This window comes from Mesorhizobium sp. M0998 (assembly GCF_040318885.1).
Lineage (GTDB): Bacteria > Pseudomonadota > Alphaproteobacteria > Rhizobiales > Rhizobiaceae > Mesorhizobium.
On the sequence record NZ_JAMYND010000007.1, the window covers coordinates 173,948 to 197,160 of the forward strand.

Below are 23,213 nucleotides of genomic sequence, written 5' to 3' on the forward strand. Positions count from 1 at the left end.
TAAAAAACCTGTCACCTTTTGCCCACATTGCGCTGGTAAGGGCCAACCCTACGCGACGTCCATGGCGTCCGAATGAGTGCGAGTTCGGGAACAATAATGGCAGACAGAACCCAGCTGAGAGCAGCCGACCACAACGACATCGCCAACGATGATCCGTTCGCGGAACTGACCAGGATCATGGGGTTCGACCCGCGCCAGCCGGTCAAACCGCAAACGCCGGCCCAGCCGAAAACCGCTGCCGCCGAACCGTCGCTGGACGAGGGCGATTTCGAGATCGATCTCGAGAAGGAGTTGATGGGCGAATTCGGCGCCGACGCCAATAACAATGCTTCCCCTGCCAAGCTTCGCGAGCCGACACCCGAACCGGCCGCCGCCGACGAAATGGAGGACGCGCTTGCTGCCTCGTTCGAACAGGATTTCGCGTTCAACGACAGTGCGGCGGATGATGCTGCTCCTGTTGCAGCCACTTCTGTTGCCGCCGACGAAATTGCCTCCGCCCCCGAAAGGGCGTTCGCTCCCGCCGTCGAGCCGGAGCTCGACGACGATTTCGATAACGCCGTCGCCGGCTCGCTCGAAGACGTGTCGCCATTCGAGGACGACCTTTCGAGTGACGACAAACTTGCCGCCTCGCTCGACCAGGATTTTCGGCACGACGACGATGTGACGGCCAAGATCGCGGTGACCGGTGAGGATGAACCCAGGGCCGCAGCCGAGGCGATCGAGCCGGTCGACGAGCCCGCCTTCGACGATGAGTTCGACGATGCCGTTGCAAGCTCGCTCGAAGACGAGATGATGCTCGAAGAGCATGAGCCGATGGAGCAGACCGTCGCCGTTGAAACCGCTGCGCAAGCGGCCGCGCCTGCGTTCGATGACGAGTTCGACGATGCCGTGGCAAGTTCGCTCGAAGACGAGCTGATGTTCGATGAGCATGAGCCGGCGGAAAACGTCGCCGCCCCGGCATCGCCGGTTGAGGCGGTTTCGGCCGATGAGGATCTTGCCGGCCATTTCGATGATGCCATGGCCGATGTCGACATGGACTTCGACGTTCGCTCGGACGGGCCTGCCGAAATCGAAGAACCAGAGTTTATCGAAGAGCAGTCGATCGAAGAGCCAGAGGCCGCCCGGCTTTCCGGCACGGCCGCTGAAGCGGCGTTCGACGACGATTTCGATCTGAGCTTCGACGATGCGCCTGCCGAGGAAGCCGAAGAACCCGTGGCGCAGGTTGCGGCCGAACCAGCGGCGCCGGCCGCTGTCGTCCCGACGGCCCCAGTGGCTGAGGAACGCAGCCTGGAAGACGAACTGAACGCGCTGCTCGGTGCGATGAGCACACGGCCGGCACAAGCGGTCAACGAACCTCAGACAAGCCCGCAGACTGCCCAGCAGCCTGCCCAGAAGCCCGTGATGGCTGTTCAGCAGCCTATCGCGCCGGTAATTCAGAAGCCAGCAGTGGCCGCTGAACAGCCAATGGCGGCGGTCAAAGACGTCGCCAACGAACCGGTGCATGCTGTCGACGAGCTGGATTGGGAACTCGACGAGCACGAGCCCGCTGAGCCGCAGCAGTCCAGTGCCGCCGATGACGCCGATCTTGGCAGTGTCCTCCTCGATGAGCTTGAAGGCGAGGATTTCGCTGTTGAAGCCGCTGCCGGACCCGCGGATGATCTCGACAGCGATGCACTCGATGCCGACTTCGCCAGGAATATCGGCCTGGATCATGACTCGGCCGACAAGAGTGCGGCAGCTGCTGCCGAGGAAGACCCGCTCGATGCGCTGAACTGGCTGACGACACGCGCCACACCGCCCGAGCCGGCCCGCTCGTGGAGCCGCGTGACACCGGTCGCACAGCCTCAGCCCGCTTTTGCAAGCCAGCCGATGGCTTCGGCGCGTTCGGCACCACCGCCGCAGCCGGCTGCAACGCCGTCCTATCGGGCCGCACCGGTCGAAGAGAGGCCGTCCTATGAAAGCCAGGCATCCCGTGAAGAGAGGCCGTCCTATGAAGATCGGCCCGCCTACACGGAAGCTGCACCAACTTCGCGTCAACAGCCTTCCGCCTATGACGAGATGCCCGATGTCGAGACGGTCGACGTGCCCGAGCGCGTCGTGGCGCTGGCGGACGATCTCGACATTCCGGAGCTCAACTTCGACGATGACGAGCCGGTGGCGCCCGCCTACGACGATCTCGATGCCGATTTTGCCAGCCTTCTCACCGAAATGAATGCAACGGATATAGCGCCTGCCCCGGTGCGCAGTGCTGGCTATGACGATGAATACGATGCCGGCTTCGCGTCTGGCTACAAGCAAGATCGTAGCGAGACGCGCGCCTATGGCGCCAAGCCTGCGGAAGCCCCCGTCAGCGCGGCGGCTGCTTCCTATGCCGATGCAGCGGACGGTTTCGATCTGGGCCCATTGCCCGGTGGCCAGCCGGTTTCGCAGGCCGACGATTTCACCTTCGATGAGCTCGACTACGATCCCGAACTGGACGAGGAGATGTCGGTTCCGGGCCTTGCCGAACGCGGGGCCGAAAGGCAGCCGCGCAGGCGCGGGCTGCTGATAGGAGCGGTGGTCGGCGCCGTGGCGATTGCCGGAGGCCTTGGCGCCTTTGCGTTGACCCTCGGCGGCAAGAGCGGCGGCGATGCGCCGGTTATCGTCAAGGCCGACAACAGGCCGATCAAGATCAAGCCGGAAAATCCAGGCGGCACCGTCGTGCCGAACCAGGACAACAAGGTTTATGACGCTGTGGTCAAGGGCACCAAGCCCGCCGAGCCGGTTCAGCAGAAGCTGGTCACCAACACCGAAGAGCCTGTGGACCTGAAGGCCAACGAACCGGAGAGCCGCGTCGTCGATCTTTCGCCCAATGACCCCGATGCCGCGGACGATATCGACGCGCCCGGCACCGCGGCGTCCGACACCGACGGGGCTGGCACCAATGCGCCCGGCACCAGCGCGTCTGACTCCAGCACGCTTGGCGCCAGTGCGGCTGGCGCTGCCGAAACCGCCGCCGCACCGGCGCCCAAGTCCGAGGATCGCATCGCGCAGGTTCTGCAGGAGGCCGAGAAGGGTGCAACCCCCGAGATCGTCGCCGTTGCGCCGCGCAAGGTACGGACCATGGTCGTGAAACCTGACGGTTCGCTGGTGGCGCGCGAGGATCCGGCGCCTGCCGCCCCGCAGATGGCTGCTGCCGAGCCGGCCGATCCGGCGCCGCAGCACGTCGCTCCGTCGGCCCAGGCCGACGCCGCCGCGCAGACCGGCACCGTGCCCCTGATCGACCAAATCACAAGTGATCCGAAGATTGGCGACCAGCCGAGTGGCGATCAGGCGAGCGGCGATCAGGCGAGCGGCGATCAGGCCGAAACCTCCAAGCTGCAGCCGGCGCCCAAGCCCGACACAAAGGCTGAAGCCAAGCCGTCAGCCAGCAAGCAGTCCGCCAGCACCCCGGCCACGGTTCCGGTGGCGCCGCAGCGCCCGTCCGACCAGCCGGTCGACGTGGTCGGCGAGGTCAAGCCCGATCAGGTCGCTTCCATCGATCCGGCCGCGGCCGGGGCTGGTTCGTGGTCGATACAGATCGCTTCGCAGCCGACAGTCGAAAGCGCCCAGGCGACTTACCAGGATCTGCAGCGCCGCTACGGCAGCGTGCTTTCCGGCCGCACCGCCAACATCGTCAAGGCCGAGATTGCCGGCAAGGGCACCTTCTACCGCGTCCGCGTTCCGGCGCAGTCTCGCAACGAGGCGATCAAACTGTGCACCAGCTACAAGGCTGCCGGCGGCAATTGCTTCGTGTCCCACTAGGCACCAAAACCTCTCGAAAAGCCGGCGTCCGCGCCGGCTTTTTTGCGTGAACGGAAACCTCTGAAGGCAATTGCGGGCGATTCCCTTTGTCGGCGCGAAGCTCTAAACTGTTCCGCATGACCGAATCAAAATCCATGATCCTCGGCTGCGCCGGGAAATCACTGACCCGCGACGAGATCCGTTTCTATCGCAACGAATGCCCGTGGGGCTTCATCCTGTTTGCGCGCAATATCGGCGAGACCGAGCAGATCCGCGATCTGGTCGCCGCGATGCGCGACTGCGTCGGGCGTGCGGATGCGCCGGTGTTCATCGACCAGGAGGGCGGCCGGGTGCAGCGCCTGCGGCCGCCGCTGGCGCCGAACTATCCGGCTGCCGGTGCACTCGGCGCCTTGTGGCGCGACGACCATGACGCCGGCACCCGTGCCGCATGGCTGATGGCGCGGCTGCATGCCTTCGACCTGCTGCGCTACGGAATCACGGCGGATTGCCTGCCGGTGCTCGACGTGCCGATCGAGGGCGCCAGCGACGTCATCGGCGCGCGCGCCTATGGAAAGGAGCCGCGCGCCGTCATCGAATTGGGTCGCGCCGCGGCGGAAGGCCTGATGGCGGGCGGCGTGCTGCCGGTGATGAAGCATATTCCCGGTCATGGAAGGGCCTTCGCCGATACGCATTTCGAACTGCCGACCGTCGACGCCTCGATCGGCGACTTGCAGCGGCATGATTTTGCCCCGTTCAGGGAGCTCAACCATTTGCCGATGGCGATGACGGCGCATGTCGTCTATAGCGCGATCGACCCGAAGAACCCGGCCACCACATCCGGCAAGGTCATCGAAAAGATCATCCGCGACGAAATCGGCTTCGACGGGCTGTTGATGAGCGACGACACCTCGATGAAGGCACTTTCTGGGGATTTCCCGTCAAAGGCGGCCGCTATCCTTGCGGCGGGCTGCGATCTGGTCCTTCACTGCAACGGCGTGTTCGAGGAGATGGCCGGCATTGCATCGCGCACGACCGGGCTGGAAGGCAAGTCGTTTGAACGCGCGGAGCGGGCGCTGACCTATATCAGGAACCGTGACGTGGCGGACGAGACCGAGATTCGGACCGAATTTGCCAGTTATTTCGACGCGGTGGCCTAGCATCAAAGGAAGCGAAGTGGCGGAAACATTGGACCTGAAGGCCGGCAAGGCCGCACCGATGGACCGCTTGTGGGCCGAGAACGACGATTCCCGGCTGACCGGCGATCCGGCGTTGGTCGTCGATGTGGCCGGCTTCGAAGGTCCTCTCGATCTTCTGCTGCATCTTGCCCGCAATCAGAAGGTCGACCTGTCGCGCATCTCGATCCTGGCGCTGGCCGAACAGTATCTGGCCTTCGTCGAGAAGGTGAGGGCGCTGAGACTGGAGCTTGCCGCCGACTATCTGGTGATGGCGGCGTGGCTGGCGTTTCTCAAGTCGAAGCTCCTGATCCCCAAGCAGCCCGGCGACGAAGGCGAAAGCGGCGAGGAACTGGCGGCGGTGCTGCAGTTCCGGCTGAAGCGGCTGGAGGCGATGCGCGACGCGGCGGCACGGCTGGTCAACCGCAACCGGCTCGGACGCGACGTGTTTGCACGCGGCATGCCGGAGATGGTCATCGTCGAGAAGCGCAATGCCTATTCGGCCTCGCTCTACGACCTGTTGACCGCCTATGCCCAGCAGCGCCAGAAGCAGGCAATAACCAATGTGACGATCGCCAGGCGCGGCGTGTGGTCGCTCAAGGATGCGCGCGACGTGCTGACCAGGCTGATCGGGTCGCTGCGCGACTGGACGGCGCTCGACAGTTTCCTGGTCGAATATCTGGCCGGCCCGGAAGAGCGGCGCACCGCGGTTGCCAGCTCGTTTGCGGCGACGCTGGAACTGGTGCGCGAAGGCAAGATGGAAATGCGGCAGGACCAGGTGTTCGCGCCGCTTTATCTGCGCGGCCGCGCCCAGGCCATCAAGATAGTCGAGGTAACACCATGAACGAACGCGCCAACGCTTCGGTCATTCCGTTCAAGGTCGACGACGACGCCGAGCAAGGCGCGGTCGCCGAAAACCCGGCACAAAATCAGGGGCAGAATTTGTCGCGGAATCCCGGCGAGCGGCTGCATATGGCGGAGGCCGTACGGATGGCCGAGGCGATCGTATTCGCCAGCGCCGAGCCGGTCAGCGAAAAACAGCTCACTTCGCGACTGCCCGACGGCATCAACATTGCCGCGGCAATGGCCGAACTGCAGCAGATCTATGCGCGGCGCGGCGTCAATCTGGTGCGCGTCGGCGATGCCTGGGCGTTTCGCACCGCCGGCGACCTCGCCTTCCTGATGAGCCGTGACACGGTGCAGCAGCGCAAGCTGTCCCGCGCCGCCCTCGAAGTGCTGGCGATCATCGCCTACCACCAGCCGGTAACGCGCGCCGAGATCGAGGACATCCGCGGCGTCGAGACGTCAAAGGGGACGCTCGACACGCTGATGGAGACCGAATGGGTGAGGATGCGCGGCCGGCGTCGCACGCCCGGCCGTCCCGTCACTTACGGCACGACCGACATTTTCCTCGACCATTTCGCACTGGAGGAGATACGCGATCTCCCCGGCATGGAGGAATTGAAGGGTGCCGGGCTGCTGTCCGGCCGCATGCCGTCGAATTTCTCGGTGCCGCTGCCGCCGGCCGACCCCGATGCGCTTACCGACGACGAGGATCCGCTGACCGACATCGACCTCGAAGAACTCGGCCTTTTGACGCCGCGCGTCACGGAAGATTGAGCCGAGCGCCATCTTAAAGCCACAGGCAGGATGGAACTGCGCCGATTGGTAGCGGGCCACCGTGCCGAAAGTGCGTGACTTCGGCGACTCATTCATGAACTCTGTCGCAGTTCTGTTTGAATCCGAACCCGAAAGCGCATAGATCAGCGTCTGGGAAACCGTTCGAGAGAGATTTGCTATGGGTTCATTTTCGATTTGGCACTGGATGATCGTTCTGGTGATCGTGCTGCTGGTGTTCGGCCGCGGCAAGATCCCCGAGTTGATGGGCGACATGGCCAAGGGCATCAAGAGCTTCAAGAAGGGCATGGCGGACGACGAGACTGCCGAGGACAAGCGTACCGTCGAACACCGTTCCGACGAAACCGTTTCGGTACCGAAGGAAAAGGCCAGCAAAAGCTGAGCCCAAAACTTTAGTCGGCCAAAACTTGAGTCGGAACGTATAGCCATGTTCGAAGTCGGCTGGACCGAGATGCTGGTGATCGCGATCGTCATGATCGTGGTCGTCGGGCCCAAGGATTTGCCCAACATGCTGCGCACCTTCGGCCGCACGACGGCGAAGCTGCGCGCCATGGCGTCCGATTTCCAGCGGCAGTTCAACGAAGCGTTGAAGGAAGCCGAGCTCGACGACGTCAAGAAGTCGGTCGATTCGCTGAGAAGCCTCAATCCGGCAGCCGAGATCAGGAAGCAGCTCAATCCATTCGAGCAGGCCGCCGCCGACGTCCGTTCCGGCGTCGACGCAGTGATGAAACCCAAGCCGGCCGTCGATGCCGCCGCTTCGACGGAGCAGGCGGCCGAGCCGCTTAAGAACGGCGCAACGACGATGCCGGGCGTCAGCCCGCCGGAGCCGACGCCGGCCACGCCGATCTTTCCGGCGATGACGGACGAGTCCGTCGTAGCGCCGGCAGTGCAGGCGCAAACGGCTGCAGCGGCCGTGCCGAAAAAAGCACCTGCGGCAAAGAAGAAGCCAGCGCCCGCAAAAGCCGCGGCCGCCGCGCCGGCCAAGCCGGCAAAGACTGCTGCGCCAAAGGCTGCCGCAAAAGCTGAGCAAAAAGCGCAGTCGTCAGCAGCGAAGAAGCCTGCGTCAGCAGCGAAGAAGCCGGCCGCCAGGAAAACGGCGGGAGCCGCCAAGTGAGCGTTTCGGACAAGGAAAAGGACGAGATAGAAAAATCGTCGGCTCCGCTGATGGAGCACCTGATCGAGTTGCGCCGGCGGCTGATCTGGTCGATCGGCGGTTTTTTTGTTGCCTTCCTGGTCTGCTTCTTTTTCGCCAAGCGGCTGTTCAACCTTCTGGTCGTTCCGTTCAGATGGGCGACCCAATGGGCCGGGCTCGACCCGCACAAGGTCGAGCTGATCTATACGGCGCCACAGGAGTTCTTCTTTACCCAGGTCAAGCTCGCTATGTTCGGCGGTATGGTCATCGCCTTTCCGCTGATCGCCACGCAGATCTACAAATTCATCGCGCCCGGCCTCTACAAAAACGAGCGCAACGCCTTCCTGCCGTTCCTGATCGCCTCGCCGATCCTGTTCCTGATGGGCGCATCGCTGGTCTATTTCTTCTTCACGCCGATGGTGATGTGGTTCTTCCTCGCCATGCAGCAGACCGGCACCAACGACCAGGTGCAGATTTCGCTGCTGCCGAAAGTGTCCGAATATCTCAGCCTGATCATGACGCTGATCTTCTCCTTCGGCCTGGTGTTCCAGCTGCCGGTGGTGACAAGCCTGATGACGCGGGTCGGCATGCTGTCGTCCACGGCCCTGGCCGAGAAGCGCAAATGGGCGATCGTCATCGCCTTCGTCGTGGCGGCGGTGCTGACGCCGCCCGACCCGATGAGCCAGATCGGCCTCGCCATTCCGACGATCCTGCTCTACGAGGTCTCGATCTGGTCGGCCCGGCTGATCGAACGCAGCAAGGAGCGCGACCGTGTGGCCCGCGAAAAGCAGGACGCCACCGAAGAGGTGGCCGAAAAGCCGGCGGACGCGTCTTCGACATAGGTTCGGTTGAAACGGGCAGCATTTTTTGCCGGCCATAGCAACTTTGTTCTTGCTTTGTGCCGGCAGCTATGCTACTAATTTAGGTATGGTGCCAATTGGCTCCAAAAACCCGCCTCTCGAGGCGGGTTTTTGTTTCCAGGGTTCTTTCGATCGAACGTTGCGCGTGCTGCCTACCTGAGGTCGGCGCGAAGGAACTCTGCCTTGACGTCTTGTATCGATGCGGTTTACGCCCTCTGGTCTTTGTTTTGGGCATTTCCTTGCCCCGAAACCGCCGTGCCGAGGACGAACAGACCATGCTTGACATCAAATGGATTCGCGACAACCCGAGGGCCCTTGTCGAAGCGCTCCAGAAGCGCTCGTGGTCGGCCGGGGATGCGCAGTCCACGGTCGACGACCTGATCGCCGCGGATGAGGCGCGGCGCGAGCATCTGACCGAGCTGCAGACCAGGCAGGAACGCCGCAACGCCGCATCGAAGGAGATCGGCAATGCCATGCGCTCGGGCGATGCAGCTCTTGCCGAAAGGCTGAAGGCCGAGGTCGGCGAGATCAAGGCCTTCATCCAGAATGGCGAGGCGCGCGAGCGCGAGCTCGACAAGGCGCTGAACGATGCGTTGGCAGTGCTGCCAAACGTGCCGTTCGACGATGTGCCGGTCGGCAAGGACGAGCACGACAACGTCGTCAAACGCGTCGTCGGCGAGGTGCCGACGCGGCCGAATTGGGTGAAGGAGCATTTCGAGATCGGCGAAGCGCTCGGCATGATGGATTTCGAGCGGGCAGCACGGCTTTCCGGCTCGCGCTTCATCGTGCTCAAAAGCGGCCTGGCGCGGATGGAACGCGCGCTCGGCCAGTTCATGCTGGATCTGCACACCACCGAGCACGGCTATGTAGAGATCCAGCCGCCGTTGATGGTGCGCGACGAGGTGCTTTTCGGGACCGGGCAACTGCCGAAATTCGAGGAGGATTTGTTCTTCGTTCGGCACGGGGACGGCAGGCTTGGCCTAATCCCAACCGCCGAAGTGCCGCTCACCAATCTCGTTCGCGACGAGATCACGCCGCACGAACAACTGCCGCTGCGCTATACGGCGCTGACGCCGTGCTTCCGCTCCGAGGCGGGCTCGGCCGGGCGCGACACGCGCGGCATGCTGCGCCAGCACCAGTTCTACAAGGTCGAGCTGGTGTCGATCACCGACCAGGAGACTTCGGTTGCCGAGCATGAGCGCATGACCGAATGCGCCGAGGAGGTGCTGAAGCGGCTCGGCCTGCCGTTCCGCACCATGACGCTGTGCACCGGCGACATGGGCTTTGGCGCGCGCAAGACCTACGACATCGAGGTCTGGCTGCCCGGCCAGAATGCCTATCGCGAGATATCGTCGTGCTCGGTATGCGGCGATTTCCAGGCGCGGCGCATGGACGCCCGCTACAAGGACAAGGACGGCAAGGGCAACCGCTTCGTCCACACGCTGAACGGTTCGGGCACCGCCGTCGGCCGTGCGCTCATTGCCGTCATCGAAAATTATCAGAACGAGGACGGCAGCGTAACCATTCCTGAAGCGCTTCGGCCTTACATGGGCGGTCTGGAAAAGATCGAATCGAAATAATGCGCATCCTTCTGACCAACGACGACGGCATCCATGCCGAGGGCCTTGCATCACTCGAACGCATCGCGCGCACGCTGTCGGACGACGTCTGGGTGGTGGCACCGGAACAGGATCAGTCCGGCTATGCGCATTCGCTGTCGATCTCGGAGCCGCTGCGGCTCAGGAAAATCGGCGAAAAGCACTTTGCGGTGCGCGGAACGCCGACCGACTGTGTCATCATGGGCGTGAAGAAGATCCTGCCCGCAGCGCCTGACCTGATCCTGTCCGGCGTCAATTCCGGCGCCAACATCGCCGACGACGTCACCTATTCGGGCACGGTCGCCGGCGCCATGGAAGGCGCGCTGCTCGGCGTGCGATCGATCGCCATCAGCCAGGCCTATTCCTATGTCGGCGAGGACCGCGTCGTTCCCTACGAGACCACCGAAGCGCTGGCGCCGGCCCTGCTCGAAAAGCTCGTCGCCATGCCGTTGCCGGACGGCGTGCTGCTCAACGTCAATTTTCCGAACTGTGCGCCGGAAGAGATCGCCGGAACTGTAGTCACTTCGCAGGGCAAGCTGGTCCACAGCCTGTGGGTCGACGAGCGGCGCGACGGGCGCGGCCTGCCTTACTACTGGCTGCGCTTCGGCCGCGAGCCAGTCGAGGGCAAGCAAGGCACCGACCTCAATGCCTTGCGCAATCGGCTGGTGTCGGTGACGCCGCTGCAGCTCGATCTCACCGCGCATGAAATCCGCGATCAACTGGCCAAGGCGCTCGCATGAACTTGAACCACGCTGCAACGGTCGACGAGCGCGAAGGTTTCGCTGCCTTCCTGCTTCGCCTGCGCGGCAGGGGGACGGTGCCGAAGGCGCTTATCGCCGCCTTCGAGGCGACGCCGCGGCGCGGCTTTCTGTCTCCGCATTTCCACTCGATAGCCTGGTCGGACCGTATGCTGCCGATCGAATGCGGCGAGGCCATCGAAGGCGCCGACCTGCAGGCGGCGGTGATCGCGGCACTTGCCATCGAGCCGGGCAACCGGGTGCTCGAGATCGGCACCGGGTCCGGCTACACGGCGGCGGTGATGTCGCGGCTTGCCGCGCGGATCGTCACCATCGACCGTTACAAGACGCTGGCCGAACAAGCCCGGCAGCGGCTCGAGGCGCTCGCCATCGGCAATGTCATCGTGCGCCAGGCGGACGGTTCCAACGGGCTGGCCAACGAAGCGCCGTTCGACCGCATCGTCGCCTGGGCGGCCTTCGACAGCCTACCGCGCTTCCTGCTCGACCAATTGTCGAGCGGCGGCATCGTCATCGCGCCGATCGGACCCGACGAAGGCGAGCAGGTGCTGGCCAAGCTGACCAAGGTCGGCAGCCGCTTCGAACGCGAGGATATCGGCCTGGTGCGCCTGCAGCCGATCCTGCACGGTGTCGCCGCGGTGATCTGATTCCGGGTACATCGCGCCGCTTGGGGATCAGCCGAAGCCTGTCGTTTCGTCATCCTAGGACGACGAAGTTGAGAGCCTTCCTCGAATATTTTAAGAAAATTTGCGTCTGATTCTACAGGTTTAACCGACCGGTAACATTAACGCGCTTTAATCACACTCAGTTGTACCGGGTCTGTGCGGGTTAGTGCGATGCAATTCAGTGTTTTGAAGGCAAACGGACGCAATCTGGCGCGTGGCTGCGCCGTCCTCATGATCGCAGGCGCTGCGACGGGGTGTAGTTCCCAGGTGGCGCGGTTCAACAGCGTCGATGACGTGTTCACCGCCTCGACCAACAACCAGCGCGCCATCATCGACAAGCAGGATGCTGCCCAGCCCTATCCGGGCGATGTTGCGGCCGCGCCGGTCGACGGCAGCCACACCCAGTCGGTCAGCCGCTCAAGCCTCGAACCGGTTACGGCGCAGCAGTTGCCACCGCCGGCTCCCGCCCTGGCACCCGCCGCCCGCCCGGTGCGTACCGCTGCCGCGCCGGCGATGGCGCCTGCCGCTCCTCGTGTCGACAGGACGGCAACCGGCACCGTCGCTCCGGCGGCAAGGCCGTTCAAGAACGCCGAGCCCGACGCGCCGCGCATGGCGACGGCCGCCGGCGCACCGCATGCAACCGAGATCGTCGTCAAGGACGGCGAGACCATTTCCGGCCTGTCTCGGCGCTACGGCGTGCCGGCCGATGCCATCATGAAAGTCAACGGGCTGAGCGCGACCAAGGGGCTGAAGACCGGCCAGAAGCTCGTCATCCCGGCCTATGCGTATTCGAGCAACGGCGCCACGCCGAAAGTCGCCGACGCCAAGCCCGCGAACGGCACCAGGCACGACCAGCCGGCCGACGCGCCGGAGAAGGTGGCCGTGCTGCCGCAGCAACCGAAGCTCAGGGAAGGCAAGTCTGCCGCGCAGGTGGACGCCTCGGCTGCCGCGAGCCAGCCGAAGGATGGAAAGGCCGCGCCCAAAGTGGCTTCGGCGACGGCCAAGCCAGCCGGTGCCGGCGGCACCTACACGGTTCAGCAAGGCGATACGCTGTCGGCCATCGCCAGAAAGACCGGCGTCGGCGTCGTCGCGTTGAAGCAGGCGAACGGCATGCAGGATGGACTGCTCAAGATCGGCCAGACCCTGAAAGTGCCGGCAGGCGGAACCGCTGTTGTCGCCGGTGCGAAGCCGGCAAAGGTCGATCCGGTGACGACGGCCACCACCCAGCCGCCTGCCAAGGCCACGCCGACGCAGACGCTCGCCTCCTACACGCCGCCAAAGAAGGACGCGAAAGTCATCCAGCAGGCCGAGGACGACGATGCGGTGGCGCCGGACGCAACGGGCATCGGCAAGATGCGCTGGCCGGTGCGCGGTCGCGTGATCTCAAGCTTCGGCGGCGGCAAGGACGGCGTCGACATTGCCGTGCCCGAGGGGACGCCGGTCAAGGCAGCTGAAAACGGCGTCGTCATCTATGCCGGTGACGGCCTCAAGGAATTCGGCAACACGGTGCTGGTGCGGCACGAAAACGGTCTGGTCACCGTCTACGGCCACACCAGCTCGATCGAGGTGCAGCGCGGCCAGAAGGTCAAGCGCGGCCAGGAAATCGCCCTGTCCGGCATGAGCGGCACCACCGACTCGCCGAAACTGCATTTCGAAGTGCGCAAGAACTCGGCGCCGGTCGATCCTTCGACCTATCTCGAATAGACGACGAAAGCGATTTGCGGGCCACCTGACCTTCAGCCCGGCGAGGAAGTCCGCTCCGCAAGGTGCGGGCTTCTTCTGTTGTTAGTCGTTGAGCGGCTAATCCTTGAGCGGCTTGCCGAGCCGGCCTGCCAGATCCTGGGTGAACTGCCAGGCGACGCGGCCCGAACGGCTGCCGCGCGTCGTCGCCCATTCCAGCGCCTCGGCGCGCAGCATCTCGGGATCGATGGCGAGATCGTGATGGCGGACATAGCCGTCGATCATATCGAGATATTCGTCCTGCGAACATTTGTGGAAGCCAAGCCACAGGCCGAAACGGTCCGACAGCGAAACCTTTTCCTCGACCGCTTCGGACGGATTGATCGCCGTCGAGCGCTCATTGTCGATCATGTCGCGCGGCAACAGATGCCGCCGGTTCGAGGTGGCGTAGAAGATGACGTTGGCCGGGCGGCCCTCGACGCCGCCCTCAAGCGCTGCCTTCAGCGATTTATAGGACGTGTCGTCATGGTCGAATGACAGGTCGTCGCAGAACAGGATGAAGCGGAAGGGTGCTGCCTTCAGCAGGCCCATCAGCTTCGGCAGCGTGTCGATGTCTTCGCGATGGATCTCGATAAGCTTGAGCGGCAGATCGAGCTTGGCCGAAGCGTTGACCGCGGCGTGCACCGCCTTGACCAGCGACGATTTGCCCATGCCGCGCGCGCCCCACAACAGCACGTTGTTGGCGGCATAGCCTGACGCGAAGCGCTCGGTGTTGTCGACCAATATGTCGCGGACGCGGTCGACCCCGCGGATCAGGCCGATGTCGACGCGGTTGACCTTGAGCACCGGCTCCAGATAGCCGGGATCGGCCTGCCAGACGAAGCAATCGGCCTCGCCCAGGTCGGTTTGCGGCACCGGCGGCGGGGCGAGGCGGGCGACCGCCTCGATCAGGCGGTCGAGCTTCTGGCTCAGGGTATCGATGGTGCTGTCGGTCATCTCTTGTCTTTTTTGTCTCGCGTTCAGGATGGTGCGGCAGGCCAACCTACCTGATTTCAGCGGTTTCGAAACTCGTCCCAAGCATTTGTTCGGGCATGATCTTTTGCGGAAACCGAGCGTCGCTTTTGGGGATCACCCTCTAACACGGCTCACCAGGCTGGAAAAGCAGCCGATTTGCCCGGCGGCGCAGTTGCATTGGCAACGTTACGGACTATATTCCGGCCAAATTTGGCGGGGCCGTCAAATTCCCAGAACGGTTAAGGCGGCTGTTTTTAAAATTCAGGAGTACCTCGATGTTCGTGACACCGGCATACGCCCAAGGCATCGGCGGGGACTCGTCCGCAATGTTTATCCAGATCGTGCCGTTTGCTCTGATTTTCGTGATCATGTATTTTCTGATCATCCGGCCGCAGCGCACGCAGCTGAAGAAGCGCGGCGAGATGCTGGCGGCGGTTCGTCGCGGCGATACCGTTGTCACCGGCGGCGGCTTGGTCGGCAAGGTGACCAAGGTGATCGACGATAACGAGCTGGAGATCGACCTTGGCGGCGGCACCAAGGTGACGGCGCTGCGCTCGACGATCGCCGACGTGCGCGTCAAGGGCGAGCCGGTGGCAAACCAGAACGCCAAGAAATAACCGAATTGAAGGCGGAACGCAGCCGCTTGTACGCCTGAACGGACGATAACCAATGCTCTATTTCTCGCGCTTCAAGATGATCCTGATCTGGCTGGCCGTAGCCGCCACGGTGGTCCTCGCTGCGCCCAATCTTTTCTCGGCAAGCACGTTGGCCCAACTGCCCAGTTGGGTGCCGAAGCGGCAGATGACGCTCGGCCTCGACCTGCAGGGCGGCTCGCACATCCTGCTCAGGATGGATCCGAACGATCTGATCAAGGATCGGCTTGAGACGACGCGCGACGAAATCAGGACGCTGCTGCGCGATGCCAAGATCGGCTATACCGGCCTTGCCGGGTCGGGGCGCACGGTGCAGGTCCGCATCACCGATCCCGCACAGATCGACGCCGCCAAGAACGCACTGAAGCCGTTGACCAATCCGGTGGCGGCCGGCCTGTTCAGCGGCGGGTCCATCCAGGAGATGACCCTGGATGATTCCGAGGCCGGCCTGCTTAAATTCACCGTCACCGATGCCGGCATCAAATACCGTACGTCGACGGCGCTGACCCAGTCGATCGAGGTTGTCAGCCGTCGTGTCAACGAACTGGGAACGACCGAGCCGATCGTGCAGCGGCAAGGCGACGACCGCATCCTTGTGCAGGTGCCTGGTTTGCAGGACCCGCAACGGCTGAAGGAAATTCTCGGCCAGACCGCCAAGCTGACCTTCCAGATGGTCGACCAATCGATGCCGGTGCAGGATGCGCTGAACGGCCGTCCGCCGCCGGGATCCTCGGTGCTGTATTCGCAGGACGATCCGCCGGTTCCGTATCTGATCGAGAACCGCGTCATCGTTTCGGGTGAAAACCTCGTCGATGCCCAGGCGACGTTCAACTCGCAGACCAATGAGCCGGTGGTTTCGTTCCGCTTCGATTCCAAGGGGGCGCAGCGGTTCGGCCAGGCGACAGCGCAGAATGTCGGCAAGCTGTTTGCCATCATCCTCGACAATCAGGTGATTTCGGCGCCGCGGATCAACGAACCGATCCCTGGCGGTTCCGGTCAGATATCGGGGAATTTCACTGCCGAGAGCGCCAACGATCTCGCCGTGCTGCTGCGCGCCGGCGCCTTGCCGGCGACGCTCACCGTGATCGAGGAGCGCACGGTTGGCCCTGGCCTCGGCCAGGACTCCATCCATGCCGGCAAGGTCGCCGGCATCATCGGCTCGATCCTGGTCGTGGCGTTCATGTTCGTCGCCTACGGTTTCCTCGGCTTCCTCGCCAACATCGCGCTGGCGGTGCATGTCGCGATGATCGTCGGGCTGCTGTCGCTGCTTGGCGCGACGCTGACCTTGCCGGGTATCGCCGGTATCGTGCTGACCATCGGCATGGCGGTCGATTCGAACGTGCTGATCTATGAGCGTATTCGCGAGGAGCGACGTGCCGGCCGCTCGGTGATCCAGGCGATCGATACCGGCTTCAGCAAGGCGCTGGCGACCATCGTCGATTCCAACGTCACTTCGCTGATTGCCACCGTGGTCCTGTTCTACCTCGGCACCGGGCCGGTGAAGGGTTTTGCCGTCACCTATGCCATCGGCATCCTGACCACGGTCTTCACCGCCTTCACCTTCACCCGCCTGCTGGTGTCGATCTGGCTTCGCCGGGCCCGTCCGAAGGAGTTGCCACGCGCGCCGGTGACCTTCATTCCGCCGGGAACGAAAATTCCGTTCATGGGCATCCGCCGCTGGACGTTCACACTGTCGAGCGTGCTTTCGGTGCTGTCGGTCATCGGCTTCATGACCATCGACATCAATTACGGCATCGATTTCAAGGGCGGCTCGCTGATCGAGGTGCAGTCGAAGGCCGGCAATGCCGATCTGGCCGACATCCGCGGCAGGCTGACGGAACTCAATATCGGCGAGGTGCAGGTTCAGCAATTCGGCGAGCCGAACGACGTGCTGATCCGCGTCGGTACCCAGGAGGGCGGCGAGAATGCCGAGCAGACCGTCATCGACAAGGTGCGCGGCGAGCTGCAGGACCAGTATGATTTTCGCCGCGTCGAAGTGGTCGGGCCGACGGTCTCGGGCGAGCTTGCCAAGCAAGGCACCATTGCCATGCTGGTCGCGCTGCTCGGCATCCTGATCTATGTCTGGTTCCGCTTCGAATGGCAGTTCGCGGTCGGCGCCATCGTTGCGACCGTTCACGACGTGGTCATGACGATCGGCTTCTTCGTCCTCACCGGCCTCGAATTCAACCAGTCGTCGCTGGCGGCGATCCTTACCATCATCGGTTATTCGCTCAACGATACGATTGTCGTCTATGACCGCGTTCGCGAGGATCTGCGAAAATACAAGCGAATGCCGCTGCCGCAATTGCTGAACAACGCCATCAACGAGACGCTGTCGAGGACGACGCTGACCTCGGTGACGACGATCCTGGCGCTGCTGGCGCTGGTGCTGTTCGGCGGCGAGGTGATCCGCTCGTTCACCATGGCCATGCTGTTCGGCGTCGTGTTCGGCACCTATTCGTCGATCTTTATCGCCGCGCCACTGCTTATCCTGTTCAAGCTGCGACCGCAGGCCACAGCGTCGGACGAGGAAAAGCCGGTGGGCGGCGGCAAAGCCATAGCCACCTGACGGCTTGCCTCAAAAGTGGTCAAGGGCATCGTCATCCGCGAGGCGCATTTCCCCGGCCGCGCACCGATCGAGGCTTACGGCAACGGCGGCTTCCGTTTTGCCGACATGTCGCATCGCGGCTCGCTGCTGTGCCTGCCTTCGGGCATCTATGGCTGGGAGCCGGCCGATCCGCTGGCGCTCACGGCAGCGGATTTCGCCAAGCTGTTCAACGAGGCCGACAAGGTCGAGATCCTGCTGGTCGGCAGCGGCAAGGATCTGAGGCCGTTGCCGGCCGCGCTGCGTGCCGCGCTGAAGGATGCCGGCATTTCCGCCGATCCGATGTCGACCGGGGCGGCTGTGCGGACCTACAATGTGCTGCTGGCTGAAGACCGCGCGGTGGCCGCAGCACTCATCGCCGTCGACTGACGTGGCCGAAAACACCAAACTCGTCATGGAGACGGTGCGCGCCGCTGATCATGACCGCTACCTGACCGCGCTCTACGCGCCCGAAGACAAGCGGGACGCGCTGTTTTCGCTCTATGCCTTCAACGCCGAAATTGCCGGCATACGCGACCGCATCCACGAGGCGCTGCCGGGCGAGGTGCGGCTGCAATGGTGGCGAGACGTTATCGCAGCCGAAGAGGATGGGGCTGAGGTCGGCCATCCCGTGGCGGACGCGCTGAAGGCGACTATTTCCGCCCACCATCTGCCCAAGGCCGCTTTCGACAACATGCTCGAAACGCGCATCTTCGATCTCTATGACGACCCGATGCCGTCGCGCACCGACCTCGAAGGCTATTGCGGCGAGACTGCCGCCGCGCTCATCCAGCTTGCGGCGATCGTGCTCGATCCGGTCCAAGCACCACGCTTTGCCGAACTTGCCGGCAGGGCAGGTTGTGCGCAGGCGATGACCGGTCTCCTGCTTCTGCTGCCGCTGCATCGCAAGCGGGGACAGTGCTTTGTCCCGGCCGATATTTTGGCGGCGGCGGGATCGTCGCCGCAAGAGTTTGTTACAGGTGACGGCGGCCCGGGCGCGGAACGCGCCGTTGCCGCGATGATCGCGCTGGCACGGGAACATCTTTCCGCCTTCGAGCAGGGGGCGTCCGTTTTGCCGGTTTCATTGCGCCCGGCGTTTCTGCCGCTGGCTCTTTCGGGCGCCTATCTCGACAAGATGGAGCGCGCCCGTCGCTCGCCTGTCAAGGAGGTGGCGCGGCTCTCTGTCGTGCGCCGGCATTGGCTCTTGTTCCGGCGCGTGACGCGGGGCTGGCCAGTCGCATAGAGGCTGCCGCGTAGCCAACCCGATCGTTATTCCGCCGCTTCCGCCCGAAAAGGCAGCCCCAGCCATTCGCGGCAGTCGGCGAGCGCGCGCGATGTCACCGCGTGCCGCTTGGCGACCGTCTTGTCCTTGCCACGCAGACGCTTGCCTTCGATCTTCGGCGCGTCCACCGGCGGGAACAGGCCGAAATTGACGTTCATCGGCTGGAAGGAGCGCTTTCCCGGCTCATCGTCGGAGACAATATGGCCGCCGGTGATGTGGTTGAGCAAGGCGCCGAAGGCGGTGGTCAAGGGCGGCAGCGACGGCGCATGGCCAAGCCTTTCGGCGGCTGCAAAGCGCCCGGCGAGCAGGCCGATGGCGGCGCTCTCGACGTAGCCCTCGCAGCCAGTGATCTGGCCGGCAAAGCGCAGGCCGGGTCGCGACTTCAACTGCAGCGACGCGTCGAGCAGAGTCGGCGAATTGATGTAGGTGTTGCGGTGCAGGCCGCCGAGGCGGGCGAACTCGGCGTTTTCCAGCCCGGGGATGGTGCGGAATATGCGCACCTGCTCGGCGTGCTTCAGCTTGGTCTGGAAGCCGACCATATTGTAGAGCGTACCCAGCGCGTTGTCCTGCCGGAGCTGGACGACGGCATACGCCTTTACAGACGGATCATGCGCATTGGTCAGCCCCATCGGCTTCATCGGCCCGTAGCGCAATGTCTCGACGCCGCGCTCGGCCATCACCTCAATCGGCAGGCAGCCGTCGAAATAGGGCGTGCCTTCCCATTGCTTGAATTCGGTCTTCTGGCCGTCGACCAGCGCCTGCACGAAGGCAAGGTACTGCTCCTTGTCCATCGGGCAGTTGATGTAATCCTTGCCGGTGCCGCCGGGACCGACCTTGTCGTAGCGCGACTGGAACCAGCAGATATCCATGTCGATCGTGTCGAAATGGACGATCGGCGCGATGGCATCGAAGAAGGCGAGCGCGTCGGCGCCGGTCACTTCGGCGATCGATTGGGCGAGCGAAGGCGCCGTCAGCGGGCCGGTGGCAACGATCGCCTGGTCCCACTCCGCCGACGGCAGGCCGGGCACTTCCTCGCGACGAATGGTGATGAGCGGGTGCGCTTCGAGCTTTCTGGTGACCGCTTCGGAAAATCCGTCGCGGTCGACGGCCAGCGCTCCGCCGGCCGGCACCTGATGCGCGTCGCCGGCGCTCATGATCAGCGAACCGGCCAGCCGCATTTCGGCGTGCAGCAGGCCGACGGCATTGGTTTGCGCATCGTCGGAGCGGAAGGAGTTGGAACAGACGAGTTCGGCCAGCCCGTCGGTCTTGTGCGCGTCGGTACCGCGGACGGGACGCATTTCATGCAGGACAACGGGAATGCCGGCTTCGGCCGCCTGCCAGGCGGCTTCGGAGCCGGCGAGACCGCCGCCGATAACGTGAATGGGGTTCTTGTCCATGAGCGCCGAAATAGTCGCTTGGCGCAAGGATTGCAATTGCCACGCGGGAGAATGGCTGACGGGGGAAGCCGCCCCAAAACAACAACACCCGCCGGGGGAGGAGGTCCGGCGGGTGTCGTTTTGTTGGTCGATCCTCGGGAGGAGGTGAAGATCGACCGTATTCGTCATCGCCGGGGAGGAGGTCGGCTTTGACGAAATTCCTTTCGCCATTTGAAAGGGTGCGAAACCCTTTTTAGAAACAGCGCCCGCCGGGGGAGGAGGTCCGGCGGGCGCCGTTTTTGTGGTCAACCCTCGGGAGGAGGTGAAGGCTGACCGTATCCGTCAGGGTCGGGGAGGAGGTCGACCCTGGCGAAATTCTTGTGGTTAGATCGCCCTGCGAGCGACCATCTTGATCTCGTCGCGGACGATGCCGAGATCGTTGAGCTGGCGGTTCGACAGGCGACCCAGCTCGGTAACCGTCTCGCGGTAGACGCGCCAGTTACGATAGTTGCGGATCAGGTTCATTGTCGTTCTCTTTTCAAAACTGGTTCGGGCCATTTGCGGCCCGAAGGATTAGACCGCCTTGCGGGCGACGTAGTGAATGTCGCTGCGGCTGATGCCGAGATCGGTCAGTTCACGGGTGCTCAGGCGGCTCAGCTCGGACACGGTGTCCCTATAGCGGCGCCAGTTGCGATAGTTGCGGATCAGGTTCATGGTAGTCTCGTTTCGTCTTTCTTTCGGATCATTCCGTCTTTGTGTGCACCGTGAAAATAGGTGGGGTCATATCGATTTAAAAGCGCTATTGGTGCATGGCAGCAATGCAAATTGTGCAATGCAGCATTAACGCGCGTCCAGTTTTCCGCCCAGATCGGAAAATGCCGTTAGGTCAAACGCTTGGCCGGACGAGCTAAAAGAACCAAGGAAAGGGGGAGGGGCATGGCGAGCTATTCGTCACGGGTCAGGTCGGATATCGCGCGATGGCAGCAGGCCGGCCTGATCGACGCGCCGACAGCCGAGGCTCTAACGCGCGACGTCGAGGCAAACGAACGCAAATCGCTGAGTTTCGGCTCGATCCTGGCGATGATGGCGGCGCTGCTGTTCGGCGCGGCTATCCTGATCTTCATCGCCGCCAACTGGGAAGTCATCCCGCGGCTGGTGCGGGTCGCGGCACTTTTTGCCGTTATCCTTGCCGGCTATGTCGGCGGCGCGATGTTGAAGATGCGCGACCATGCGGCGATCGGCGAAGCACTGTGGATCGTCGCGGCTGCGGCATTCGGCGGTTCGATCGCGCTGATCGGCCAGATGTATCATTTGTCGGGCGACGAGGCCTCGGCCTTGATCACCTGGGGCGCCGGCACGACGCTGGCGGCGGTGGCGCTGCGCTCAAACCCACTGACCGTCGCTGCCGTCGGCATCGCCGATGCCTGGCTGTTCCTGAGAGGGTTCGACTACTTCCGGCGCACGGAATTTCCGCATCTCTTCGTGGTCATGGCGCTAATACTGTTCGCCGTTTCGTTCTGGACGCGCAGCCAGGCGGCGCGCCACCTGATCATCCTGTCGGTCCTTTTCTACCTCGTGCTGTTGGCCATGGAATACGACACGCTGCAAGTCGCCATCCCGCTCGTTGCCGCGTCGGTGCTGCTTTTTACCGCTGCGATCTTTGCTGCCGGGCCGGTCGAGAGGGTTTTGCAACTCGGCGGCAGGTTGCCCTTGCACGCGCTGATCGGCTTTCTCACCGGCCTGGCGATGATCCAATTCGAACTGGCGGATGAAAGCAGCTACAATGGCGGCTTTGCCATTGCCTCGGCTGTTGCGCTGGCCGGCATCATCGCGGCGATCGTGCTGGGCGGCCGCGAGAGCCGGGGACTGCGCTGGGTTGCCTATGCGGGCTTCGCCTTCGAACTCGCCATCATCTATGTGGTGATGCTGCAATCAATGCTCGACACGGCAGGCTTCTTCCTTGCGGCGGCGGTGCTGCTCGCCGTTCTTGCTTTCATTATCATCCGCATAGAAAGGCGCATGAACGCCTCGAACATGACAGGAGCGGCGGCATGATGACCGGCAAAAGACTGATCATCTCGGCGCTGGTCCTGGCGCTCGTCCAGATCGGCTTTCTGAGCTGGATCATCGCCGGACGCGCGGCGATCCTGCGCGATGGCAAGCAGGTCCTGCTCAAGGTCGAGCCGATCGATCCGCGCGATCTCTTGCGCGGTGACTACATTCTGCTCGGCTACGACATTTCACGCATACCGGTGAAACTGATCGGCAACATTCCGGCCGGCAAGCTTTCCAGCGAGGAAACGTCGATCGTGGTCAGGCTGAAGCAGGGCGCCGATGGCTATTGGGGCCCGACCGCGGCCTGGTTCGGGCAAGCGCCGGCGCCGGCAGCATCCGATGAAGCCGATATCGTCGGACACGTCTCCGAGGGCTGGAATATCGGCCAGGGAGCAACGACGATCGCGCCGGATTACGGCATCGAGCGCTTCTATCTGCCGGAAGGCGAGGGGATGGCGATCCAGAACGATATGCGGGTGCGGCCGTTCGGCATCCGGGTGGCGATTGCGGCCAACGGCACGGCGCAGATCAAGGCGCTGGTGGATGGCGACAAGACACTGTTCGAGGAGCCGCTTTATTAGATCGCGCCACGGCCTTGGCAATGATCCTCCTTCGCCAAGGCTTCGGAGGAGCTTCGAGTGGCCTGCCACCCGAAGCTCGAAGAGCGAAGGGTGGTGCGGATGAAGGGACTCGAACCCCCACGCCTTTCGGCACTGGAACCTAAATCCAGGGCGTCTACCAATTCCGCCACATCCGCATTGCCCGGCCAATCCCATGTAGCCATCATTCTGTCAATGTCAGAGCCCACATCGGCATCATTGGCCGGAATGCAAAGATGGTTGAAAATCAGCGTCGCCTGTGACAAAAGGCGTGTCGAATGTGACGGGACGCGACGATCCGCTTCTGCAGAATGTGATAAGAAGTAGGAAAAACAAAGACTTATTCACATTTTGGAGCGTATTTCTGGAGGATTTGTGCCGCGTTGAG

General features: G+C 63.3%; 21 protein-coding genes and 1 tRNA gene. 17 read left to right on the top strand and 5 right to left on the bottom strand.

Annotation, left to right across the window (positions count from 1 at the left end; translation table 11 throughout):
* Positions 1 to 96: 96 nt before the first annotated feature.
* From NKH59_RS09590 to NKH59_RS09640, 11 genes are all read left to right on the top strand, one after another.
* Positions 97 to 3,783 (top strand): SPOR domain-containing protein, encoded by a 3,687-nt coding sequence (locus tag NKH59_RS09590; protein WP_352539738.1) that lies wholly within the window; start codon positions 97 to 99, stop codon positions 3,781 to 3,783.
* A 116-nt stretch (positions 3,784 to 3,899) separates the two neighbouring features.
* The gene (nagZ, locus tag NKH59_RS09595; RefSeq protein ID WP_352539739.1) at positions 3,900 to 4,919 is read left to right on the top strand and encodes a beta-N-acetylhexosaminidase; all 1,020 of its coding nucleotides are present in this window, start codon (positions 3,900 to 3,902) and stop codon (positions 4,917 to 4,919) included.
* A 58-nt stretch (positions 4,920 to 4,977) separates the two neighbouring features.
* Positions 4,978 to 5,778 carry a segregation and condensation protein A gene (locus NKH59_RS09600; protein ID WP_023678931.1) on the top strand — a complete coding sequence of 267 codons (801 nt, stop codon included), beginning with the start codon at positions 4,978 to 4,980 and terminating at the stop codon, positions 5,776 to 5,778.
* Positions 5,775 to 6,554 carry an SMC-Scp complex subunit ScpB gene (scpB, locus tag NKH59_RS09605; RefSeq protein WP_352470421.1) on the top strand — a complete coding sequence of 260 codons (780 nt, stop codon included), beginning with the start codon at positions 5,775 to 5,777 and terminating at the stop codon, positions 6,552 to 6,554. Before NKH59_RS09600 ends, scpB begins: the two co-directional genes overlap by 4 nt.
* A gap of 178 nt (positions 6,555 to 6,732) precedes the next feature.
* Positions 6,733 to 6,954 (top strand): twin-arginine translocase TatA/TatE family subunit, encoded by a 222-nt coding sequence (locus NKH59_RS09610; protein ID WP_023678929.1) that lies wholly within the window; start codon positions 6,733 to 6,735, stop codon positions 6,952 to 6,954.
* A gap of 45 nt (positions 6,955 to 6,999) precedes the next feature.
* Positions 7,000 to 7,686: a Sec-independent protein translocase protein TatB gene (gene tatB / locus NKH59_RS09615; protein ID WP_352539740.1), complete on the top strand. Its 687-nt coding sequence runs from the start codon at positions 7,000 to 7,002 to the stop codon at positions 7,684 to 7,686.
* Positions 7,683 to 8,546 carry a twin-arginine translocase subunit TatC gene (gene tatC, locus NKH59_RS09620; RefSeq protein WP_352539741.1) on the top strand — a complete coding sequence of 288 codons (864 nt, stop codon included), beginning with the start codon at positions 7,683 to 7,685 and terminating at the stop codon, positions 8,544 to 8,546. The genes tatB and tatC overlap by 4 nt, the downstream gene beginning before the upstream one ends.
* A gap of 293 nt (positions 8,547 to 8,839) precedes the next feature.
* Entirely contained in the window at positions 8,840 to 10,144 is a 1,305-nt protein-coding gene (gene serS, locus NKH59_RS09625; protein WP_352539742.1) for a serine--tRNA ligase, read from the top strand.
* Positions 10,144 to 10,902 (top strand): 5'/3'-nucleotidase SurE, encoded by a 759-nt coding sequence (gene surE, locus NKH59_RS09630; protein WP_352539743.1) that lies wholly within the window; start codon positions 10,144 to 10,146, stop codon positions 10,900 to 10,902. The genes serS and surE overlap by 1 nt, the downstream gene beginning before the upstream one ends.
* The gene (locus tag NKH59_RS09635) at positions 10,899 to 11,564 is read left to right on the top strand and encodes a protein-L-isoaspartate(D-aspartate) O-methyltransferase (RefSeq protein ID WP_352500868.1); all 666 of its coding nucleotides are present in this window, start codon (positions 10,899 to 10,901) and stop codon (positions 11,562 to 11,564) included. The genes surE and NKH59_RS09635 overlap by 4 nt, the downstream gene beginning before the upstream one ends.
* A 189-nt stretch (positions 11,565 to 11,753) precedes the next feature.
* Positions 11,754 to 13,286: a peptidoglycan DD-metalloendopeptidase family protein gene (locus NKH59_RS09640; RefSeq protein WP_352539744.1), complete on the top strand. Its 1,533-nt coding sequence runs from the start codon at positions 11,754 to 11,756 to the stop codon at positions 13,284 to 13,286.
* Between the two features lie 96 nt (positions 13,287 to 13,382).
* Here the strand turns inward: NKH59_RS09640 and NKH59_RS09645 are convergent, their stop codons facing one another.
* Positions 13,383 to 14,258 (bottom strand): ATP-binding protein, encoded by an 876-nt coding sequence (locus NKH59_RS09645; protein ID WP_352539745.1) that lies wholly within the window; start codon positions 14,256 to 14,258, stop codon positions 13,383 to 13,385.
* Between the two features lie 293 nt (positions 14,259 to 14,551).
* Between NKH59_RS09645 and yajC the strand changes: the two genes are divergently transcribed.
* Genes yajC through NKH59_RS09665 form a run of 4 tightly spaced genes read left to right on the top strand, consistent with a single transcriptional unit; the run spans position 14,552 to position 18,756 of the window.
* Positions 14,552 to 14,893, top strand: coding sequence for a preprotein translocase subunit YajC (gene yajC, locus NKH59_RS09650; protein ID WP_352451381.1), 342 nt, complete (start codon positions 14,552 to 14,554; stop codon positions 14,891 to 14,893).
* 52 nt (positions 14,894 to 14,945) lie between these two features.
* Entirely contained in the window at positions 14,946 to 17,498 is a 2,553-nt protein-coding gene (gene secDF / locus NKH59_RS09655) for a protein translocase subunit SecDF (protein WP_352470433.1), read from the top strand.
* Positions 17,499 to 17,513: 15 nt separating this feature from the next.
* Positions 17,514 to 17,903 (top strand): Mth938-like domain-containing protein, encoded by a 390-nt coding sequence (locus NKH59_RS09660; protein ID WP_352539746.1) that lies wholly within the window; start codon positions 17,514 to 17,516, stop codon positions 17,901 to 17,903.
* Positions 17,904 to 17,928: 25 nt separating this feature from the next.
* Entirely contained in the window at positions 17,929 to 18,756 is an 828-nt protein-coding gene (locus NKH59_RS09665) for a phytoene/squalene synthase family protein (RefSeq protein ID WP_502908686.1), read from the top strand.
* A gap of 26 nt (positions 18,757 to 18,782) precedes the next feature.
* Here the strand turns inward: NKH59_RS09665 and trmFO are convergent, their stop codons facing one another.
* The 3 genes from trmFO to NKH59_RS09680 all read right to left on the bottom strand — a co-directional run bounded on the left by trmFO (position 18,783) and on the right by NKH59_RS09680 (position 20,885).
* Positions 18,783 to 20,192 (bottom strand): methylenetetrahydrofolate--tRNA-(uracil(54)-C(5))-methyltransferase (FADH(2)-oxidizing) TrmFO, encoded by a 1,410-nt coding sequence (gene trmFO, locus NKH59_RS09670; protein WP_352539748.1) that lies wholly within the window; start codon positions 20,190 to 20,192, stop codon positions 18,783 to 18,785.
* 363 nt (positions 20,193 to 20,555) lie between these two features.
* On the bottom strand, positions 20,556 to 20,696 hold the full coding sequence (locus tag NKH59_RS09675; protein WP_023678914.1) for a DUF1127 domain-containing protein: 141 nt from the start codon (positions 20,694 to 20,696) through the stop codon (positions 20,556 to 20,558).
* Positions 20,697 to 20,744: 48 nt separating this feature from the next.
* A complete protein-coding gene (locus tag NKH59_RS09680; protein ID WP_091596947.1) occupies positions 20,745 to 20,885 on the bottom strand; it encodes a DUF1127 domain-containing protein in 141 nt (46 codons plus the stop codon).
* A gap of 222 nt (positions 20,886 to 21,107) precedes the next feature.
* On the opposite strand from NKH59_RS09680, the gene NKH59_RS09685 reads away from it, so the two are divergent.
* Complete coding sequence (locus NKH59_RS09685; protein WP_352539749.1) at positions 21,108 to 22,226, top strand: DUF2157 domain-containing protein; 1,119 nt, start codon at positions 21,108 to 21,110, stop codon at positions 22,224 to 22,226.
* Entirely contained in the window at positions 22,223 to 22,807 is a 585-nt protein-coding gene (locus NKH59_RS09690; protein ID WP_352539750.1) for a GDYXXLXY domain-containing protein, read from the top strand. The genes NKH59_RS09685 and NKH59_RS09690 overlap by 4 nt, the downstream gene beginning before the upstream one ends.
* A gap of 91 nt (positions 22,808 to 22,898) precedes the next feature.
* Here the strand turns inward: NKH59_RS09690 and NKH59_RS09695 are convergent.
* A tRNA-Leu gene (locus tag NKH59_RS09695) sits at positions 22,899 to 22,983 on the bottom strand.
* Positions 22,984 to 23,213: the final 230 nt, after the last annotated feature.

Coding starts and splice junctions, on each gene's coding strand:
- NKH59_RS09590 (WP_352539738.1), top strand. CDS start 97: ATGGCAGACAGAACCCAGCTGAGAGCAGCCGACCACAACGACATCGCC.
- nagZ (WP_352539739.1), top strand. CDS start 3,900: ATGACCGAATCAAAATCCATGATCCTCGGCTGCGCCGGGAAATCACTG.
- NKH59_RS09600 (WP_023678931.1), top strand. CDS start 4,978: ATGGACCGCTTGTGGGCCGAGAACGACGATTCCCGGCTGACCGGCGAT.
- scpB (WP_352470421.1), top strand. CDS start 5,775: ATGAACGAACGCGCCAACGCTTCGGTCATTCCGTTCAAGGTCGACGAC.
- NKH59_RS09610 (WP_023678929.1), top strand. CDS start 6,733: ATGGGTTCATTTTCGATTTGGCACTGGATGATCGTTCTGGTGATCGTG.
- tatB (WP_352539740.1), top strand. CDS start 7,000: ATGTTCGAAGTCGGCTGGACCGAGATGCTGGTGATCGCGATCGTCATG.
- serS (WP_352539742.1), top strand. CDS start 8,840: ATGCTTGACATCAAATGGATTCGCGACAACCCGAGGGCCCTTGTCGAA.
- surE (WP_352539743.1), top strand. CDS start 10,144: ATGCGCATCCTTCTGACCAACGACGACGGCATCCATGCCGAGGGCCTT.
- NKH59_RS09635 (WP_352500868.1), top strand. CDS start 10,899: ATGAACTTGAACCACGCTGCAACGGTCGACGAGCGCGAAGGTTTCGCT.
- NKH59_RS09640 (WP_352539744.1), top strand. CDS start 11,754: ATGCAATTCAGTGTTTTGAAGGCAAACGGACGCAATCTGGCGCGTGGC.
- NKH59_RS09645 (WP_352539745.1), bottom strand. CDS start 14,258: ATGACCGACAGCACCATCGATACCCTGAGCCAGAAGCTCGACCGCCTG.
- yajC (WP_352451381.1), top strand. CDS start 14,552: ATGTTCGTGACACCGGCATACGCCCAAGGCATCGGCGGGGACTCGTCC.
- secDF (WP_352470433.1), top strand. CDS start 14,946: ATGCTCTATTTCTCGCGCTTCAAGATGATCCTGATCTGGCTGGCCGTA.
- NKH59_RS09665 (WP_502908686.1), top strand. CDS start 17,929: ATGGAGACGGTGCGCGCCGCTGATCATGACCGCTACCTGACCGCGCTC.
- trmFO (WP_352539748.1), bottom strand. CDS start 20,192: ATGGACAAGAACCCCATTCACGTTATCGGCGGCGGTCTCGCCGGCTCC.
- NKH59_RS09675 (WP_023678914.1), bottom strand. CDS start 20,696: ATGAACCTGATCCGCAACTATCGTAACTGGCGCGTCTACCGCGAGACG.
- NKH59_RS09680 (WP_091596947.1), bottom strand. CDS start 20,885: ATGAACCTGATCCGCAACTATCGCAACTGGCGCCGCTATAGGGACACC.
- NKH59_RS09685 (WP_352539749.1), top strand. CDS start 21,108: ATGGCGAGCTATTCGTCACGGGTCAGGTCGGATATCGCGCGATGGCAG.
- NKH59_RS09690 (WP_352539750.1), top strand. CDS start 22,223: ATGATGACCGGCAAAAGACTGATCATCTCGGCGCTGGTCCTGGCGCTC.